Origin of the sequence: Streptomyces sp. NPDC048057 (assembly GCF_040653095.1) — a bacterium.
GTDB lineage: Bacteria > Actinomycetota > Actinomycetes > Streptomycetales > Streptomycetaceae > Streptomyces.
Map to the genome: position 1 here is coordinate 158,795 of NZ_JBEZNF010000007.1, position 17,956 is coordinate 176,750.

Annotated in this window: 14 protein-coding genes and 2 pseudogenes; 9 read left to right on the forward strand and 7 right to left on the reverse strand. The window is 72.9% G+C overall.

All coding sequences use genetic code 11. From position 1 onward, the window contains the following. Positions 1 to 68: 68 nt before the first annotated feature. From AB0E05_RS10260 to AB0E05_RS10270, 3 genes are all read left to right on the forward strand, one after another. Positions 69 to 1,532 (forward strand): AI-2E family transporter, encoded by a 1,464-nt coding sequence (locus tag AB0E05_RS10260; RefSeq protein WP_361961337.1) that lies wholly within the window; start codon positions 69 to 71, stop codon positions 1,530 to 1,532. Beyond that, positions 1,529 to 2,245, forward strand: coding sequence for a hypothetical protein (locus AB0E05_RS10265; RefSeq protein ID WP_361961339.1), 717 nt, complete (start codon positions 1,529 to 1,531; stop codon positions 2,243 to 2,245). The genes AB0E05_RS10260 and AB0E05_RS10265 overlap by 4 nt, the downstream gene beginning before the upstream one ends. Before the next feature lie 139 nt (positions 2,246 to 2,384). Beyond that, on the forward strand, positions 2,385 to 5,762 hold the full coding sequence (locus AB0E05_RS10270; RefSeq protein WP_361961341.1) for a PQQ-binding-like beta-propeller repeat protein: 3,378 nt from the start codon (positions 2,385 to 2,387) through the stop codon (positions 5,760 to 5,762). A gap of 76 nt (positions 5,763 to 5,838) precedes the next feature. On the opposite strand, the gene AB0E05_RS10275 is transcribed toward AB0E05_RS10270, so the two are convergent. The 3 genes from AB0E05_RS10275 to AB0E05_RS10285 form a co-directional block, all read right to left on the reverse strand. Then, a complete protein-coding gene (locus AB0E05_RS10275) occupies positions 5,839 to 6,375 on the reverse strand; it encodes an alkyl hydroperoxide reductase (RefSeq protein WP_361529841.1) in 537 nt (178 codons plus the stop codon). Positions 6,376 to 6,378: 3 nt separating this feature from the next. Beyond that, on the reverse strand, positions 6,379 to 6,933 hold the full coding sequence (locus AB0E05_RS10280; RefSeq protein ID WP_361961344.1) for a peroxiredoxin: 555 nt from the start codon (positions 6,931 to 6,933) through the stop codon (positions 6,379 to 6,381). A gap of 139 nt (positions 6,934 to 7,072) precedes the next feature. Continuing rightward, positions 7,073 to 7,624 (reverse strand): hypothetical protein, encoded by a 552-nt coding sequence (locus AB0E05_RS10285; protein ID WP_361961346.1) that lies wholly within the window; start codon positions 7,622 to 7,624, stop codon positions 7,073 to 7,075. Positions 7,625 to 7,811: 187 nt separating this feature from the next. Here AB0E05_RS10285 and AB0E05_RS10290 point away from each other — a divergent pair, with 187 nt between their 5' ends. From AB0E05_RS10290 to AB0E05_RS10300, 3 genes are read left to right on the forward strand one after another with little or no spacing between them, the layout of a single operon-like run. Continuing rightward, entirely contained in the window at positions 7,812 to 8,336 is a 525-nt protein-coding gene (locus AB0E05_RS10290) for a PadR family transcriptional regulator (RefSeq protein WP_361961348.1), read from the forward strand. Further along, a complete protein-coding gene (locus AB0E05_RS10295) occupies positions 8,333 to 9,019 on the forward strand; it encodes an ABC transporter ATP-binding protein (protein WP_361961351.1) in 687 nt (228 codons plus the stop codon). Before AB0E05_RS10290 ends, AB0E05_RS10295 begins: the two co-directional genes overlap by 4 nt. After that, positions 9,016 to 11,412, forward strand: a complete 2,397-nt coding sequence (locus AB0E05_RS10300) for an FtsX-like permease family protein (RefSeq protein ID WP_361961353.1) — start codon at positions 9,016 to 9,018, stop codon at positions 11,410 to 11,412. The genes AB0E05_RS10295 and AB0E05_RS10300 overlap by 4 nt, the downstream gene beginning before the upstream one ends. On the opposite strand, the gene AB0E05_RS10305 is transcribed toward AB0E05_RS10300, so the two are convergent. Beyond that, positions 11,357 to 12,487, reverse strand: coding sequence for a hydrogen peroxide-inducible genes activator (locus AB0E05_RS10305; RefSeq protein WP_361961355.1), 1,131 nt, complete (start codon positions 12,485 to 12,487; stop codon positions 11,357 to 11,359). The two genes, AB0E05_RS10300 and AB0E05_RS10305, sit on opposite strands and share 56 nt — an antisense overlap. 367 nt (positions 12,488 to 12,854) lie before the next feature. Between AB0E05_RS10305 and AB0E05_RS10310 the strand changes: the two genes are divergently transcribed. Then, positions 12,855 to 13,115 carry a hypothetical protein gene (locus AB0E05_RS10310; RefSeq protein ID WP_361961546.1) on the forward strand — a complete coding sequence of 87 codons (261 nt, stop codon included), beginning with the start codon at positions 12,855 to 12,857 and terminating at the stop codon, positions 13,113 to 13,115. On the opposite strand, the pseudogene AB0E05_RS10315 reads toward AB0E05_RS10310, so the two are convergent. Continuing rightward, positions 13,114 to 13,234 (reverse strand): annotated as a pseudogene (locus AB0E05_RS10315) (transposase); the annotation flags it as partial. The gene AB0E05_RS10310 and the pseudogene AB0E05_RS10315 overlap by 2 nt on opposite strands. Before the next feature lie 42 nt (positions 13,235 to 13,276). Here AB0E05_RS10315 and AB0E05_RS10320 point away from each other — a divergent pair. Then, positions 13,277 to 14,523 (forward strand): annotated as a pseudogene (locus tag AB0E05_RS10320) (RNA-guided endonuclease TnpB family protein). A 54-nt stretch (positions 14,524 to 14,577) separates the two neighbouring features. Here the strand turns inward: AB0E05_RS10320 and AB0E05_RS10325 are convergent. After that, positions 14,578 to 15,477 (reverse strand): helix-turn-helix domain-containing protein, encoded by a 900-nt coding sequence (locus tag AB0E05_RS10325; RefSeq protein WP_361961357.1) that lies wholly within the window; start codon positions 15,475 to 15,477, stop codon positions 14,578 to 14,580. Positions 15,478 to 15,610: 133 nt separating this feature from the next. Here AB0E05_RS10325 and AB0E05_RS10330 point away from each other — a divergent pair, with 133 nt between their 5' ends. Continuing rightward, positions 15,611 to 16,975 carry an alpha/beta hydrolase gene (locus tag AB0E05_RS10330; RefSeq protein ID WP_361961359.1) on the forward strand — a complete coding sequence of 455 codons (1,365 nt, stop codon included), beginning with the start codon at positions 15,611 to 15,613 and terminating at the stop codon, positions 16,973 to 16,975. 35 nt (positions 16,976 to 17,010) lie between these two features. Here the strand turns inward: AB0E05_RS10330 and AB0E05_RS10335 are convergent, their stop codons facing one another. Beyond that, a complete protein-coding gene (locus AB0E05_RS10335; protein WP_361961361.1) occupies positions 17,011 to 17,751 on the reverse strand; it encodes an SDR family oxidoreductase in 741 nt (246 codons plus the stop codon). Positions 17,752 to 17,956 lie beyond the last annotated feature (205 nt).

The window sequence follows — 17,956 nt, forward strand, 5'->3', positions numbered from 1 at the left end:
GGTGAGGGGCTCCGCGCGTGTTGTAGCGTTCTCGGTTCCGGGGCTCCGGGGAAGCATGGGGGGAGAACATGTCACGACTGCCACGGTGGCTCGCCGGCGTGGGGGCCGGCCTCACCAGGGTGTCCGAACGACTGGACGCCAGACGGGACGAGGCACTGAGCGAGCAGGCCGACGCACGGGCCGCAGCCGCCGCGAAGACGGCGGGCACCCCCGGATCCGACGCACCCGACGCGACGGCCGCCACCGGGACGGTCGATGCCGCGCCCGCCACCGCGACGGCGACCGTGCCCGCGCCGCCCGCGTACGCGCCCGCCGTGCCCCCGCGCCCCGACCCCGTCTCCGCCGTGCCGTGGGGCATGCGGGTCGCCGCCGAGGCCGGCTGGCGGCTGCTGGTCATCGCCGGCACCCTGTGGGTGTTGATGCGGGTCATCAGCGAAGTCCGGCTGGTCGTCCTGGCCTTCACATCGGCGCTGCTGATCACGGCGCTGCTCCAGCCCACCGTGGCCCGGCTCAAGCGGTGGGGCATGCCGCGCGGCCCGGCCACCGCGCTCACGGCGATCGCCGGCTTCGTGGTGATGGGCCTGGTCGGCTGGTTCGTGGTGTGGCAGGTCATGGAGAACCTGGACACGCTCTCCGAGCGGGTCAGGGACGGCATCGAAGAGCTCAAGCAGTGGCTCCTCGACAGCCCCTTCCACGTGACCGAGAGCCAGATCAACGACATCGCGGAGAACCTCAGCGGGACCATCAGCTCCAACACCCAGGAGATCACCTCCGCGGGCCTCCAGGGCGTGACCGTGATGGTGGAGATCCTCACCGGCATGGTGCTGGCGATGTTCTCCACGCTCTTCCTGCTGTACGACGGCAAGCGGATCTGGAACTGGTTCCTCAAGCTGGTGCCCGCGCAGGCCCGCGAGGGCGTCGCCGGCGCCGGGCCGCGGGCCTGGCGCACCCTCACCGCGTACGTCCGCGGCACGGTGCTGGTGGCCCTGATCGACGCGATCTTCATCGGCCTCGGCATCTACGTCCTCGACGTCCCGATGGCCGTGCCGCTGGCCGTCTTCATCTTCCTGTTCGCCTTCATCCCGCTGGTCGGCGCGGTGATCTCCGGCGCCCTCGCGGTCGTCGTCGCCCTGGTCACCCAGGGGGTGTTCACCGCGCTGATGGTGCTCGTGGTGGTGCTCGCGGTGCAGCAGCTCGAAGGCCACGTGCTGCAACCCTTCATCCTGGGCAGGGCCGTGCGCGTCCATCCGCTCGCCGTCGTCCTCGCGGTCGCGGTCGGCGGCATCACGGCCGGCATCGGGGGCGCGGTGGTGGCCGTGCCGCTGGTCGCCGTCACCAACACCGTCGTGGGCTACCTACGGGCGTACGCCAAGGAACAGTCCCTGCGGAACACCCCGCCGCCGCACGGTTCGACGGCGGTCGGGGCCTCGCCCGTGGCGTCCGTCGACGCGCTCGAAGCGGCCGGGCACGGCGCAGCCACCCCGACGACGACCGCGGTCGCGCCCAGACCCGTCACGGAGGACGGGGCGTGATCTCCGAGCCGGAGCTGGTCGGCAGCGCCGACGGCGACCGCGCCCCCGAGGTGCCGCTGCCAAAGGAGCCCGCGCCGCGCAGCCGCCCGCCGCTGCGGGCCTGGCTGTGGGGGCTCGGCGGTGCGGCGGCGGCCTCCGTCCTGTGGGCGGGCGGGCTCGTCGCGTACCACGGCATCGCCGACGAGGGCCCGGGCACCGGTCCGTACGGCACCGTCGACGACCTGTGCGTCAAGACCGAGTTCAAGGCGCTGGCCGCGATCTACGGCGAGGTCCAGATGCGGGAGCCGGACACCCGCACGCACGAGGCGCTGGACCGGGCGTCCTGCTACGCCTCCTTCCAGGAGTCGCCGAGCGACCAGGACACCGGGTTCGACCTCAGCGTCAGCGCGTCCGCCGTGTACGTCCTGCACAAGAAGACCGACCCCGGGCCGGAGTTCGACGGGGTCGTGGCGACCGAGTCCGAGATGATGAACAGCACCTCCGAGGAGGTCGCCGACCTCGGCGAACGCGCCTATCTCGCCAAAGGGGACGGGCACATCACGCTCCAGGTCCTGGACGGGCAAGCGGTGTTGCGGATGTCCCTCGACGTGTACCGGACGGACCCGGACGACCCGGCGAACGGCGAGCCCCTGCCCGACGTCACGGACAGCAAGGACCTGTTGGTGGCGGACGCGCGGACGCTGCTCGCCGAACTCCGGGAGGCCGGCGGGTGAGCGCGGCACCGTGACCCGTGCCGGTCCCCGCCGGTGGAGATGACGTCCCGGTGACCGGATTGAACAGTTCCGGGCGCGGCGGTGAAGTTCGTTGCGGGGGTGGCTGGAAAGGGTCGTTCGCTGGCTAGCGTCCGGCCGTATGAGACGAACAAGCACGGCGGCCGGGCTCTGTCTCGGGCTGCTGTTCCTGCTGTGGGGCGTCGCGGCCCAGCCCGCCGCCGCGCACGTCGCCCGTGACCAGGCCGAACTCGTCGTCACCAGCGGAGACCGGACCAGCAGTGCCCGCCTCGTCGTGCACCGGGACGTCGTCCCCGCCGACCGGGCCGGCGCCTGGGCCGCCGGTCTGCTCACGGCCCCGGCCGCGGGCTGCACCGCCACCGGATCCGGCACCCCCGGCGACGCCGGCGGCGTCCACGACGGCGTCGTGGTGGAACTGGCCTGGGACTGTCGGGTCGCCTCCCTCGACCTCACCGCACTGCTGGCCGCGGCCGGACTGACCCAGGTCGTCACCGAGTTCGACGGCACGACCGTGGACGCCACCGCCCGGACGCCGCTCGTCGACGCCCGGGGCGCCCACGAGCGGCCCTCCTTCCCCTGGCTCACCGTCGCCCTCGTCACCGCCGCCGGTCTCGCCCTGCTGCTCGCCGCCTGGTTCCTGCCCCGGCTGGTACGCGGCGGGCACCCGGCCGCCCGCCGCCGCATCCGCGTCGCGACCGTCGCCTCCCTCGCCCTCGCCTCCCTCGCACCGCAGGCCGCGGTCGCCGCCCCCGACGAGGACCCGGCCGCGGTCACCGTCACCGGCACCGTCTTCAAGGACGCCAACGGCAACGGCGAGCGGGACCGCGGCGAACGCCCGATGGGCGGGGTCGACGTCACCGACGGCGCGGCGTGGGCCACCAGCCGCGCCGACGGCACGTACTCCATCGCCATCGACCCGACCCGGCGCGAGACCGACCTCGTGCACGTCGTCTCGCCCGACGGCCACACCCCCGTCCTGCGCGACGACTGGGTGCCCCGGTTCTTCCAGCGGGTGCCGGAGACCGGGGCGAGCGGTGTGGACTTCGCCCTCGTCCCCGACCGCAACGCGGCGAACCCCACCGAGACGTGGGTGATGAACTCCGACACCGAGGTCGGCAACCGCACCGACGACGAGGCCCGTCGGGTCCTGCCGCAGTGGACCGGTCAGGTCCGCGCCATGTCCGAGGTCGACGGCGCCACGATGCAGATCGCCACCGGGGACCTCACCGTCACCGACTACGCGGCCGAACCCCGCCGCCAGGGCGGCTACGACCTCTTCCGCAAGGGCCTGGTGGAGGGCCGCCTCGGCCACCCCTTCTACCCGGTGATCGGCAACCACGACTTCGGCGGCACCGCGGCGTCCGAAGGCTACGCCGGCAGCATGGAGTACTACCGGCGCAACCTCGGCCCCGAGTGGTACAGCTTCGACCGCAACGGCCGCCACGTCGTCGTCCTGGAGGACAACTACGACGCCAGCGGACTGAAGCCGCAGCTCGAATGGCTCAAGCGGGACCTCGCCCGCAACGCGGTCGGCAAGCAGGTCCTCGTCTTCGCGCACCGCTCGCTGTTCACCCAGTGGGGCCCCGGCGCCGGCATGCAACCGGTCGTCGACGAACTCGCCCGGTACGACGTGCGGATGACGGCCGCCGGCCACAACCAGCAGTCCGAGTTCCGCCGGGGTGCCTTCCGGCGCTCCGTGGAGGTCAACAACCAGGGCACGTACGGCATCGACGGCGCCCGCCCCGACTACAAGGTCCTCGACTTCAGCGGGGTCACCGACGACCCGCGGACGAAGGAGAACGAGGACACCGGCCACGTGGGCGGCGTCCACCGGCAGTTCGACGTCGACGACGACTCCGCGCTCGTCAGCCCCGCCGACGGCGCCGTCCACGGCGCGAAGGCCGGCGTGCCCGTCGAGGCGTACGCGGAGGACGACGGCCGCACCCCCGCCACCGCGACCGTGACCGTGCGCGACGCGCGCGACAAGGTCGTACGGACCCAGGCCGTCCGCTTCGGCGCGAACGCGGCCCGCCCCCGGATCGAGAACTGCTACCGGGCGCCCGGCACCGCGACGTCCGAACCCTGTCCGGACCCGCGCGGCGCCTGGACGCGGGCGAGTGGCGAGCTGACCGGGCTGCGGCCGGGGACGTACACCGCGCAGGTGCGGATCCACGACACCCGCGGCAGGGAGTTCCCGCGGCAGCGCTCCACCTTCCGCGTCGTGCCCGACAAGGACCTCGACAAGCCCCGTGGCGGGCAGGACTGGCTGCGCCAGGGCGGCGACGAGACGGGAGGCGGCGCCTCCGGGGACGCGCCGGGCGCCGTGCTCGACGCGGCGTGGATCCAGCACACGGGCGAGCAGTTCAACCTCAACGGGTCCGTCGTCGCCGACGGCCGGCTGATCGTCACCTCGCGCGCCTTCGACTCCCCGTACAGCATGGCGCTCGCCTACGACCTGGCGTCCGGGCGCGAGCTGTGGCGCACCTACCTCGACGGGGACGCGGAGTCCGCGCCCACGCTCAGCGCCGGGCGGGTGTACCTGACCACCGGCGTCGGCCGGATCTACGCGCTGGACGCGAAGACCGGGCGCGTGGCGTGGGAGGGCATCGACCGGGAGACGAAGACGGGGGACACCGTGCGCCGCTACGGCCGCGCGGGCGGCCCGGTGAGCGTCTTCGCCCTGGCGGACGAGGGCGCGGGGGCGGCCCGTTCCGTCGCCGTCTACCAGGACTGGAACGCCGTCCGCTGCCGGGACGCCCGCACCGGCGCACTGCTGCCCGGCGGCTTCTCCGCGGCGGCGTCCTGGGGGCAGAGCCACAGCACCGCGGTCCGGATGCCGGGCACCGACACCGCGTATCTGCACTCCTCCTCGTCCAACACCGTGCTCGCGATGGACCTCGCGACCTGCCGCCAGCTCTGGGTGCAGGACACGGCCGGCGACATCGACAGCCACTCCTCTCCCGCGCTCACCGCCGACGGCGGCGAACTCGTCACGCACACCGCGTACGGCACCCGTGGGCACGACCCGAAGACCGGCGCCGTGCGGTGGGCGGCGCAGCTCGGCGGCGGCAGCGTCTGCGAGCCGGGCCGGGCCCCGCTGACCGGCCCCGCGGTGCACGGCACCACGGCGTACGTCGCGGGTCGGGACGGAGTGGTGCGCGCCTACGACACCGCGGCGGCCGACCCGGCGCGGCCGGTGTGGCAGACGAAGACGGGACACCTGCGCGGGGAGAGCCCGCTCGACGACCCGTGGCGGGCGGCGGCGGGCTGCACGGCCGGGGACGGATCGCCCGCCGTGCACCCGCTGGTGACCGACCGGCACGTGTACGTCGGCACGTGGGACGGCCGGCTGCTGGTCCTGGACCGGGCGACCGGCCGGCAGGTCGCCTCGTACGACCTGGGCTCGGGCGTCGCGTCGGCGCTCGCGGTGAGCGGGGACCGGCTCGTCGCGCTCACCGAGGACGGCACGGTGCACGTGCTGGCCGCGCGCCGCACCTGACGGCGCCGCGGCAACAGGAAGGGCCCGTACGACCGGAGTCGTACGGGCTCTTCGCCGTCGTGCGCGCGGTGCCGGCTCAGCCGGCGAGCACGGCCTCGGCTTCGAGGGTGGTGCCCACGGCCTGGACGACGGAGGCGATCTTGACCGCCTCCTGGACCGTCTCGCGGTCCACGCCCGCCTTGCGCAGCACCTGCTCGTGCGAGTCCAGGCACTGGCCGCAGCCGTTGACGGCGGAGACGGCGAGCGACCACAGCTCGAAGTCGACCTTCTCCACGCCCGGGTTGCCGATGACGTTCATCCGCAGCCCGGCGCGCAGCGTCCCGTACTCCGGGTCCGACAGCAGGTGGCGCGTGCGGTAGAAGACGTTGTTCATCGCCATGATCGCCGCGGCGGCCTTGGCGGCGTCATACGCCTCGGGGGAGAGGTTCGCCTTCGCCTCGGGCTCCAGCTCGCGCAGCGCGATCGGGCTGCGGGAGGCGATCGCCGTGGCGAGGACGGTGCCCCACAGCTGCTGCTGCGAGAGCTTGTCGTTGTTGCCGATGACCGAGCCGAGGTTGAGCTTCAGGTCCTTGGCGTAGTCCGGTATGGCGGACTTCAGGGCGTCCAGCGACATGCGTCACTCACCGGCCAGCAGGGCGACGGCGTCCAGGGTGTCCTCGCCCTTGCTCCAGTTGCAGGGGCACAGCTCGTCGGTCTGCAGGGCGTCGAGGACCCGCAGGACCTCCTTGGGGTTACGGCCCACGGACCCGGCGGTCACCATGGTGAACTGGATCTCGTTGTTCGGGTCGACGATGAAGACGGCGCGCTGGGCGAAGCCGTCCTCGCCCTCGATGCCGAGGTCCCGCATGAGCTCGTGCTTCGAGTCGGCCAGCATCGGGAAGGGCAGGTCACGCAGGTCGGCGTGGTCCTTGCGCCAGGCGTGGTGGACGAACTCCGAGTCGCCGGAGAAGCCGAGCACCTGCGCGTCGCGGTCGGCGAACTCGTCGTTCAGCTTGCCGAAGGCGGCGATCTCGGTCGGGCAGACGAAGGTGAAGTCCTTCGGCCAGGCGAAGACGACCTTCCACTTGCCCTCGTAGGACTTGTGGTTGATGACCTCGAACTCCTTGCCGCTCTCCAGGGAGACGCAGGCAGTCAATTCGAAGGTGGGGAACTGGTCGCCGACAGTGAGCACAGGTCACTCCATGGTGCTGAGGGGTTGGACAAAAGGCACCCTGTCACACCCGGGATCACCGGTGAAATTGATCAATCTGGTCAGTGTGATTCGCTCGCCCGATCAATCCGGCCCTTCGGGCGGTGCGCTCGGGGCGGGCTCAGGTGCGGCCCGTCAGGGCCTCGTACGCGAACTCCAGTGCTTCCTCGTGGGCGTGGCCGGTGTCGACGAAGACGTGGCCCGCGGTCTCGCACTGGGTGCGCAGGGCGGTGCTGCGCTCCCTGATCCAGGCCGCCGTGCGCTCGTACTCCGCGGCGGGGGAGCCGGTGAGCCAGTCGTCCGCGGCGGCGGACAGGTGGGCGGCGGTCAGGGTGGTGCTGCCGAGGAAGACCGCGGTCGCGGGGATCTGCTCCGCCGCCAGGGCGGCGACCGTGGCGGGGGTGACGACGTCGCCCTCCACCACGTATCCGTCGGTCGGGTCGGCGGGGTCGAGGCCGTCGGCGACCGCGCGCAGGAAGGCGTGCAGGAAGGGCTGGGCCGGGACCGCCTTGTCGGGGTGGTCGCCGTGCCGGACGCCGTGTTCGGGGGCGGCGTGCTGGAGCATCGAGACGAGGGCGTCGGTGGGGACGTTCGGAAGTCCGGCCCGCTCCAGGAGCATCCAGGCGAGGGTGCTCTTGCCGACGCGCGGAGGGCCGCCGATGAGGTAGATCACGTGGCGATCGTAGGGGCGGGAACCGGCCAACTCCCAACGCCGTTCGACGCCCGCCGTCGGTGATACCCGCCCGAGCGCGCCGCCGCTGCTGATGATTTGCCTCCCTCGATGAAGATCAAGCAGCAGGTCAGGAGCTATCCATGCCATGTATACACGCGGTGTATACGGCATGTGTATAGTGATCGGCATGTCCATCGGTCACACCCTCCTAGGGCTTCTGGAATCGGGCCCCCGCCACGGCTACGACCTCAAGCGGGCCTTCGACGAGAAGTTCGGTCACGACAAGCCCCTGCACTACGGCCAGGTCTACTCGACCATGTCCCGGCTGCTGAAGAACGGCCTCGTCGAGGTCGACGGCATAGAGGCCGGAGACGGGCCCGAGCGCAAGCGGTACGCGATCACCGACGCCGGGATCACCGACGTCGGCGCGTGGCTGTCGCGCCCCGAGGCCCCCGAGCCGTACCTCCAGTCCGTCCTCTACACCAAGGTCGTCCTCGCCCTGCTCACCGGGCGCAGCGCCGCGGACCTCCTCGACACCCAGCGGGCCGAGCACATCCGCACCATGCGCGTCCTCACCGACCGCAAGCGCCGCGGCGACCTCGTGGACCAGCTCATCTGCGACCACGCCCTGTTCCATCTGGAGGCCGACCTGCGCTGGCTGGAACTGGCCGCAGCCCGCCTCGACAAGCTCGCCAAGGAGGTCGGCGCGTGACCCCCGAAGGTTCCCTGCTCGCTGCGGAGGCGCTGCACAAGGCGTACGGGCCCACGCCCGCGCTCGACGGCGCGCACTTCTCCATCCACGCCGGCGAGGTCGTCGCCGTCATGGGGCCCTCCGGCTCCGGCAAGTCGACGCTGCTGCACTGCCTCGCCGGGATCGTTCCCCCCGACTCCGGCTCCATCCGCTACCAGGGCCGCGAACTGACGTCCCTGTCGGACCGCGAGCGCAGCCTGCTGCGCCGCACCGAGTTCGGCTTCGTGTTCCAGTTCGGGCAGTTGGTCCCCGAGCTGACGTGCACGGAGAACGTCGCCCTGCCGCTGCGCCTGGCCGGCGCCCGGCGCAAGCACGCCGAGACCGTGGCCCGGGAGTGGCTGGAGCGCCTGGAGGTCGCGGACGTCGGCGGCAAGCGGCCCGGCGAGGTCTCCGGCGGACAGGGGCAACGCGTCGCCGTCGCCCGCTCCCTGGTCACCTCCCCGCGCGTGCTCTTCGCCGACGAGCCCACCGGCGCGCTCGACTCCCTCAACGGCGAACGCGTCATGGAGCTGTTCACCGAAGCGGCCCGCGCCGCCAACACCGCCGTCGTCCTCGTCACCCACGAGCCGCGCGTCGCCGCCTACGCGGACCGCGAGATCGTGGTGCGCGACGGCAAGTCCCGGGATCTGGAGCACGCCGTATGACCGCACGGGGCCGCACGGCCGTACGGGACTGGGCGCGCGACCTCGCCCTCGGCCTGCGCTTCGGGGCGACCGGCGGTCGGGAGGGCTGGACCCGCACCGTACTGACCGCGCTCGGCGTGGGCGTCGGGGTCGCGACGCTGCTGTTCGCCGCCTCCGTGCCCCGGATGGTGGAGAACCGCGACGACCGGGAGGAGTCCCGCTACTGGATCTCGGCCGGCGCGCCGGAGGGGCCCGTGGCGAAGCCCACGGACAGCACCGTCGTGCTCGCGATGGCGAACACCGAGTACCGCGACGAGGCGATCGGCGGCGAGGTCATGCGCGCGGACGGCGCCGACCCCGTCCTGCCGCCGGGCGTCCGGTCGATGCCGGGACCGGGCGAGATGGTCGTCTCGCCGGCCCTCGCCGAACTGCTGCGCTCCGCCGAGGGCAAGGCGCTCGCCGACCGGCTGGACCACCCGATCGCCGGCACCATCGGCGATCGCGGGTTGCTCGACCCCGACGAGCTGCGCTACTACCTCGGCAGCTCCACCCTGACCGTCGACAACGGCGGGACGCGGGTCAAGGGGTACGGGATGTACGCCCCGATCGCCGGGCTCGATCCGGTGCTGGTGGTCCTGATGGTCTTCATCTGCGTGGTGCTGCTGGTGCCGGTCGCCATCTTCGTGGCCACCGCCGTCCGCATCGGCGGCGAGCGCCGCGACCGCAGGCTGGCCGCGCTGCGACTGGTCGGCGCCGACATCCGCATGACCCGGCGGATCGCCGCCGGCGAGGCGCTCTTCGGCGCCCTGATCGGGCTGGCCGTCGGCATCGGGCTGTTCGCCGTGGTCCGCGCCTTCGCCGCCTCCTTCAACCTGTTCGGCATGGGGGCCTTCCCCTCCGACGTCGTCCCGCTGCCCGCCCTGGGCGCGCTGGTCGTCGTCGCGGTGCCCGCCGCCGCCGTCGGAGTCACCCTCTTCGCCCTGCGCACGGTCACCATCGAACCGCTGGGCGTCGTACGGCACACCGGCGACAAGCCGCGGCGGCTGTGGTGGCGACTGCTGTTGCCGGCGGCCGGTCTGGCGCTGCTGCTGGCGAGCCAGGACTCCAGCGGTCCGGTCGAGACCGATGCCGAGATGTACGCGATCGCCGGCGGCGCCGTGCTGGTGCTCGTCGGGCTGACCACCCTGCTGCCCTGGCTGGTGGAGGCGCTGGTCAAGCGGTTCGCGGGTGGGCCGGTGCCCTGGCAGCTCGCGGTCCGCAGGCTCCAGCTCAGCGGAGGCCCGGCCGCCCGCGCGGTCAGCGGGATCATGGTCGCCGTCGCCGGGGCGATCGCCCTGCAGATGCTCTTCGCCGGCGTCGAGGGCGACTTCCAGAAGTCCACCGGCGCGGACCTGGTGCGCGCCCAGCTCACCGTCGGGTCCGAGCACACCACCGCAGCGCTCGCCGCGCGGACGGTCGCCGACCTGCGCGGCACCGAGGGCGTCCGCGCCGTCAACGGCACCGTCCGAGGCTTCGTCTACTCGACCGAGGCTCCGGTCGACACCTCCCGCGAGAGCGTGCCGCTGATCGTGGGCACCTGCGCCGACCTGCGCGAACTGGCCGTCATCACGTCCTGCGCGGACGGCGACACCTTCGAGGTGCGCAGCACCGAGCGGAAGCCGGGCAGCGCGGGGACCATCGAAGGCGTCGTCGCCAAGGGCGGCCAGGTGCTCCTCGACGACCCCGACGAACCCGACGGCCCCCGTGCCGGCGGTCGCGGCGAAGGGGCGGTGCAGCGCTGGACGCTGCCCGCGGACACCCGGACGGTCGCCGCCCGCCGCGACCCGGTGGGCAGCGAGAACGCCGGCATCTTCGCCACCCCCGGCGCCGTCGACGTGGACGCGTTGGGCCGCGCAGGCGCCCAGGTGCTGGTGCAGGTCGACGACTCCGTGACCGATGCCCGGGAGAACGTCCGCGCGACCGCCGCCCGGATCGACCCCACCATCACGGTGACGACGATCCAGACCGTCGAGACCGACAGCCAGTACGCCGACGTGCGGACCGGGCTGCTGGTCGGGTCGGTGGTGACGATGCTGCTGATCGCCGCCTCCATGCTGGTCGCCCAGATCGAGCAACTGCGCGAGCGGCGCCGGCTGCTGTCCGTGCTGGTCGCCTTCGGCACCCGACGGTCCACCATCGCCTGGTCCGTGCTGTGGCAGACCGCAGTGCCCGTCGTCCTCGGCACCGTGCTGGCGGTCGTCGGCGGACTCGTCCTCGGCGCGACCATGCTGCAGCTGGTGGAGCGCGAGGTCGCCCAGTGGTGGGTGTTCCTGCCGGTGGCGGGGGCCGGGTTCGGGGTGGTGCTGCTGGTGACCGCGCTCAGCACGCCCCCGCTGTACCGGATGATGCGCCCCGAGGGGCTGCGCACCGAGTGACCCCGGGACGGGCGCCGTCGTCGGCTGGCCCGTCCCCGTCCAGCGGCGGGCGGGCGGCCGGCGGCGCGTGCAGCCGTACGGGCAACGCGGCCAGCGCCGCCCGCAGCGCCCGCGCGAACTCCTCGAACTCGCCCTGGCGTGCGGCCCCGGTCCGCATCGCCAGGGCGATCCGGCGCGAGGGCGCGGGGTCCGCGAAGTACCCCGTGCGCAGCGCGCCGCGCCCCGTCTCCACCTCCACGGCGGTCCGCGGCAGCAGCGTCACCCCCAGACCGCCCGCGACGAGCTGGACCAGGGTGGCCAATCCGGCGGCGGTCGTGGTCACCGGGGTGTCCGGCCCCCGCCCCGCCTCCCGGCACACGTCCAGGGCCTGGTCGCGCAGGCAGTGGCCCTCGTCGAGCAGCAGCAGGGGCAGCTCGCGCAGCGCCTCCCGCGGGATGTCGGTGCGCCCGCCGAGCCAGTGCTCGTCGGGCGTGACGAGCACGAAGTCCTCGTCGAAGAGCGGAAGTTCGGTGACGCCGGGCACACCGAGCGGCACCGCGAGCAGCAGCAGGTCGAGCCGGCCCGCGGCCAGCCCGTCCAACAGCGAGGACGTCTGCTCCTCGTGCACCTGGAGGTCGAGGTCCGGATAGGCGTCCTGGACCAGCTTGAGGACGCTCGGCAACAGGTACGGCGCGACGGTGGGGATCACCCCGAGCCGCAGCACACCGGTGAACGGCGCCCGTACCGCCTCCGCTTCCTCCAGCAGCTCGCCGACCGCGTCCAGCACCGCCTTGGCGCGGGCCGCGAGCCGTTCACCGGCGGGGGAGAGCAGCACCTTGCGGGTGGTGCGCTCCACCAACTGCACCCCCAGCGCCTCCTCCAGCGCGGACACCGCGCCGGAGAGCGCGGGCTGGCTGGTGCCGATGGCCGCGGCGGCGTCGCGGAAGTGCAGGTGCTCGGCGACGGCGGCGAAGGCGCGGAGCTGCGCCAAGCTGGGCTGCCGCCCCCGCCCGGCCTGCACGCCCTTGCCGCCCTGCACGCCCCTGCTCGACGGTGCGCCCTTGCGCGGGTGCGCGTCCCGGTTCGCCCCGGCCATTGATGCGTTCCCCTTATCGGATTGCTGATGTTTGATCGCCTCGATCATAGGCGCTCCGGGCGTGCACTCCGCAGACGCGGTCCCGCCGTGAGGGTTGAGCGATCTCGGCGACCGCGGTCCGGTGGGGGCTTGTCGCGCAGTTCCGCCCCCCACGCCCAGAGGGCGTGGGGGGACCCCCAGCGCCCCTGTTTCGCTTCCCCTGGCGTTCACCTGCGGGACAGGGGATTTAGGGGCGCGGGGAACTGCGCGAGCAGCCGCAGACGCCATCACCGCGCACCCATCCGCGGCGGGACCCGCGCCCGCCGGAACAGCCGCGTGGGAGCCCCGCCGGGGGGACCGTGACGGAGCGGGGTGATGCGAAAGGGGCATGCGCAGCCACGACCGTACGCAGCCGGCCGACGAACCGTCGGTGGAGGCGATCCGCACGGGCGACGAAGCGGTCTTCACCGCGCTCGCCCAGCGCCACCGCCACGAGCTGGGCCGGTTCTGGTTCCCGATGTACTGGCGGATGGTCGTGAGCGATGCCCCGCCGCAGGACCCGGCGAAGTGGGGACCGGACCGGAAGTGTCCGCCCCACGAGTATCGGCGGATGTGCGTGTCGTGCTCCTGGCGTATCCGGCGCCCGTGAGGCTGTTGACCAGCTTGGAGACGGCCGCCTTCGGCAGGTAGTGCATCAGGAGGTGGACATGGTCGCGTTCGCCGTTGAACTCCCTTCAGCCCCGCTTCGAAGTCCTCGCACACCTTGCGTTCTGCATACTCATGCGGTCGATCGCATATAGCATCTCTGTCATGCGGCTCCGCTACAACTTCCGGGCCTACCCGGACGCCTCCCAGCGCCATGCGCTGGCACGTGCGTTCGGATGTGCCCGCGTGGTGTGGAACGACTGCTTGCGCGACCGTAAGGAAGCGCACGCGGCGGGGCTGCCGTATGTGAAGTCGGCGGATCTGTCTCGGCTTCGCATCACCCAGGCCAAGCGCACCGAGGAACGCGCCTGGCTCGCTGATGTGTCGGCGGTCGTCCTGCAACAGTCTCTGCGGGACCTGGACACCGCCTACAAGAACTTCTTCGACAGTCTCAAGGGCAAGCGGCAGGGCCGCAAGATGGGGCCGCCCCGGTACAAATCGAAGAAGGACACCCGGCAGTCGATCCGACTCAACACCAACGCCTTCTCCCTCCAGGATGACGGCACCGTGTACGTGGCCAAGGTCGGCAGCCTCAAGGTCACGTGGTCCCGCCGGCTTCCGGCCGCACCCACGTCCCTGACCGTCACCAAGGACAGCTCCGGCCGGTACTTCCTCAGCTTCGTCGTGGACACCGAGCCGGACATCCTCCCCGCCCTGGAGACCGACACCGGGATCGACCTCGGCCTGTCCGCCTTCGCCGTCCTGTCCGGCGGCCGGAAGATCGACAGCCCGCGCTTCCTGCGCAGGGCGGAGAAGAAACTCAAGCGCCTTCAGCGGGAGCTGTCCCGCAAGGCCAAAGGGTCGAAGAACCGGGCCAAGGCCCGTATCAAGGTCGCCCGCCAGCACACCAAGGTGGCCGACCGGCGCCGGGACTGGCACCACAAGGCATCCACACAGATCATGCGCGACAACCAAGCGGTGTATGTGGAAGACCTCGCGGTGTCCGGCCTCGGCCGCACCCGGCTCGCCAGTCCGTGCACGACGCAGGATGGTCCGCGTTCGTCGGCATGCTGGAGTACAAGGCGGTCAAGTACGGCCGTACCTTCGTCAAAGTGCACCGGGCCTTCCCCTCCTCTCAGGTCTGCTCGGCCTGCGGGTTCCGGGACGGACCCAAGCCACTCCACGTCCGCCAGTGGACGTGCGGCGCGTGCCACACCGTGCACGATCGCGACCACAACGCAGCACGCAACGTCCTCTTCGAAGGACGCCGAATCGTCGCCGCCGGACGGGCGGAGACACTAAACGCCTCGTGGAGCGCAGGTAAGACCAGGACGAAAGCCCCGGCACAGCGCGGTGAAGCAGGAAGCCCCCGGACAGGTCAACCGACCCAGACCGGAATCCCTGGACATTGAGGCCAGAGAGCACGTCAAGAGTCCGTTATGACCCGGGCGTGACCCGGCACCGCGTCACAGGGTGCGCCGGATCAGCAGACTGCCCAGCGGCGTCCGCCGGTGCAGCACCGTCCGCCCCGCGCGTACGGTCGTGATCAGCCCGGCGCCCCGCAGCGCCGCGGCGTGGGCGGACACCGTGGCGTCGCTCAGCTCCAGTCGGCGTGCCAGCGAACGGGTGGTGTGCTCCTCGGCGAGCAGCAGCAGCATCGAACAGCGCGTCCGGCCCAGCACCGCGACCAGCGCGCAGGGCGCGTCCTCCGCCGGCTCCAGCGGGAGCCCGGGGCCGGCCGGATACGTCAGCACCGGAGCGCCCGACGGCGGCTCCGCGACCAGCGGGCCCGCGGTCCAGTGGAAGGTGGGCTGAAGCACCAGCCCCCGCCCCTTCAGCTCCAGGTCCCGGTGCGCCCCGGGCGCTTCGCACTCCCACACCGTGCCGTCCCGCAGCCGGGCGCCGGGCACGAGCCCGCCGACCGCGGCGCCCAGCCCCTGCTCGGCGACGGTCAGCGCGTACCGGGTGAACTCCGCGCGGTGCAGGTCCTCGACGCGGGACCACACGGGCCGTACGACCGCCTCGAAGGCGGCGAACTGGGCACGCCGCAGCACCTCCCCGGCGCGCGGGTCCCCGGCGTTGCTCCCGCCCGCCCAGCACGGGGGCGACGGGCGGGCCGCCGCGTCGCCCCCGTGCTGGGCGGATCCGTCCCCGGCCGCCCGGCCCGCCGGCACCAGGTCCGCCAACGGCCGGGCGGCGTCCGGCAGGGACCGCAGCAGCCGCTGCCGCCAGCGGCCGAGCAGCGGATCGTCGTCGTGGGCCAGCACCATCGTCGCGAGGGCCGCGTTCAGCTCCTGCAAGGGGGCCGGTCTGCGGGCGAAGCTGACCAGGGCGAAATCGGCAGCGGTGAAGTGGATCCGGATCACAGGTCGTCCCTCCCCCGTCGCCCCGAGCCCCGCCCCTGGGCGTCGGCGGGGGCGCGGTCGTCCGACCGGGCCATCCTTTCGGTCTGGTCCTTAAGTATTCCCCCGGGCCCACTGAGGGGGCCAGCATGCAGATATGACGACTTCCAGCCCATTCCACGGACACGGTGGCGGATTTCGCGGTCGGGCGGCGGCCGCGTTACCCGGTCGCCGTGCCGTCATCAGCGCCTCCGCCGCCGTGGCGGGCACGGCGCTGCTGACCGGTGGTGCCGTACCGAGGGCCAAGGCGTTGCCGCCGGATCGGCCCGCCCCACCCTCCACCCCGTCGGTCGTACCGACCCTGCCGAGGCCGCTCGGCCCCCACACCGTCGGCGTCGTCGACCTCCACCTCGTCGACCGCTCGCGGCGCGACCCCCTGCGGTTCGCCGTCCCCGAGCGCGAGTTGATGGTCTCCGTGCACTACCCGGCCTGTCGGGTCCCGGCGGACCGGGCCGCCGCCCCCCAGATGACGCCGGCGGCGGCCCGGTCCTTCGTCGAACTGGCGCCGGTGGTCCACCCCGAGCTGCCCGGCGCGGGCGTCGACTGGGCGGCGGTCACCACGCACGCGTACGCGGGCGCCGAGCCGTGGGGGCGGTGGCGCCCCGTGCTGCTGTACAGCCCCGGCGTGCGCGAGCCGCGCACCCTCGGTACGCACCTGGCCCAGGACCTCGCCAGCAAGGGCTGGGTGGTGGTCAGCATCGACCACCCCGGGGACGCCTCCGAAGTCGACTTCCCCGGGGCGACGCAGCACCGGCACACCACGCTGGTCACCACGGAACTCCGCGGCGACCCCCGCCAGGACCCCGACCTCTACCGCGTCCTGCTCTCCGCCCGCGTCGCCGACGTCCGCTTCGTCCTGGACTGTCTGCAACGGCTCACCGCGGGACGGAACGTGGAGGGCGTCGGACCGCCCCTGCCGAAGGGCTTCCACACCATCTTCGACCTGGGGCGGGTGGCCGCGTACGGACACTGCGCGGGCGGTACGGCGGTCTCCCAGGCCCTGTACGAGGACAGCCGCATCCGGGCGGCCGTGAACATGGAAGGGCACCTGGACATCCCGACGGTCCCAGCCGTCCCCGGCCGGTCGGGCCGACCGGGCAAGCCCCTCCCGGTCGCCCGACACGGCACCGACCGGCCGCTGGACCTGCTCGCGACCGACGGCTACGTCCGCCGCACGGAACTGGAGCGCTCCTGGGCGCCGCTGCTCGCCCGGTCGGGCGAGCGGGTCCGCCGGATGCGGATCGCCGGCTCCAACCACCTGGTCTTCAGCGACTACATCACGGTGGCGCCGCAGTTGGTGCGGGCCGGGCTGATGACCAAGGGCGGCCGGGACAGCATGGTCGGCTCGGTCGCCGTGGACGTCGCCCTGCCGCTGCTCAAGTCCCGGCTGACGTCCTTCTTCGCGGAACACGCACCGGTCGCCACGCAGGAGTACCGGGCGGCGCCCGAGGTCGCCTCGTAGCCCCTCCGCGGTCCCGTGGTGTCGGGGCGAGCGCCTCAGGAGGTGAAGCCGCCGTCGACCGCGATCCGGGCGCCGGTGACGTAACCGGCGTCCGGGCCGGCGAGATGGGCGACGACGGACGCCACGTCGACCGGCTCGGCGAACCGGCCCAGCGCCGTGTAGCCGCGGATCGTCTCCGCCATCGGCCCGTCCGCCGGGTTCAGCTCGGTGTTCGTCGGCCCCGGGTCGACCAGGTTCACCGTGATGCCCCGCCCGCCCAACTCGCGGGCGAGCGCCTTCGTCAGGCCCACCATGGCGCTCTTGGTCATCGAGTAGAGGGAGAAGCCGGGGAAGGGGACGTAGGCGGTGACGTTGCTGCCGATGTTGACGATCCGGCCGCCGTCCGCCATGCGGCGGGCGGCGGCCTGGGCGGCCAGCAGCGGGCCGCGCACGTTGACCGCCAGGGAGCGGTCGACGTCCGCGAGGGAGAGCTCCTCCAACGGGCCGACGACGAACGCCGCCGCGTTGTTCACCAGGACGTCGATCCGGCCGAAGGCCGCGACCGTCTGCTCCACGGCGTCCCGCACCGCCTCGGGGTCCGCGGCGTCGGCGCGCACCGCGACCGCCCGGCGGCCGATGCCCTTGATCCGCTCGACGACCTCCGCGGCCCGCTCGGCCTCCCGCTGGTACGTGAAGGCGACGTCCGCGCCCTGCTCGGCGAGGCGCACGGCCACCGCCGCTCCGATGCCCCGGCTGCCGCCGGTGACCAGTGCTGCACTTCCATCCATACGGTTCATGGCATCGATCCTGGTCGGGCGGGCCGCCGTGGTCCGGCGGTAAACGGACGTCCACCTGAGGACCGTCCGCCGGCCGGTCGAACCGCGCCCCCGGGGCAACCCTGAGCGGCCCTCGTGAGTCGGTTCTCATGGAACACGTGGGAACGACAGAGCGAGCACGTGCTGATTCTCACGTCCGGAAAGAGTGGATCGGTCGCCCTTTGTC

What these genes read in the sequence shown, in the direction of transcription:
- AB0E05_RS10260 (WP_361961337.1), top strand. Translation starts at nt 69, where the DNA reads ATGTCACGACTGCCACGGTGGCTCGCCGGCGTGGGGGCCGGCCTCACC.
- AB0E05_RS10270 (WP_361961341.1), top strand. Translation starts at nt 2,385, where the DNA reads ATGAGACGAACAAGCACGGCGGCCGGGCTCTGTCTCGGGCTGCTGTTC.
- AB0E05_RS10275 (WP_361529841.1), bottom strand. Translation starts at nt 6,375, where the DNA reads ATGTCGCTGGACGCCCTGAAGTCCGCCATACCGGACTACGCCAAGGAC.
- AB0E05_RS10290 (WP_361961348.1), top strand. Translation starts at nt 7,812, where the DNA reads ATGTCCATCGGTCACACCCTCCTAGGGCTTCTGGAATCGGGCCCCCGC.
- AB0E05_RS10300 (WP_361961353.1), top strand. Translation starts at nt 9,016, where the DNA reads ATGACCGCACGGGGCCGCACGGCCGTACGGGACTGGGCGCGCGACCTC.
- AB0E05_RS10305 (WP_361961355.1), bottom strand. Translation starts at nt 12,487, where the DNA reads ATGGCCGGGGCGAACCGGGACGCGCACCCGCGCAAGGGCGCACCGTCG.
- AB0E05_RS10310 (WP_361961546.1), top strand. Translation starts at nt 12,855, where the DNA reads ATGCGCAGCCACGACCGTACGCAGCCGGCCGACGAACCGTCGGTGGAG.
- AB0E05_RS10330 (WP_361961359.1), top strand. Translation starts at nt 15,611, where the DNA reads ATGACGACTTCCAGCCCATTCCACGGACACGGTGGCGGATTTCGCGGT.
- AB0E05_RS10335 (WP_361961361.1), bottom strand. Translation starts at nt 17,751, where the DNA reads ATGAACCGTATGGATGGAAGTGCAGCACTGGTCACCGGCGGCAGCCGG.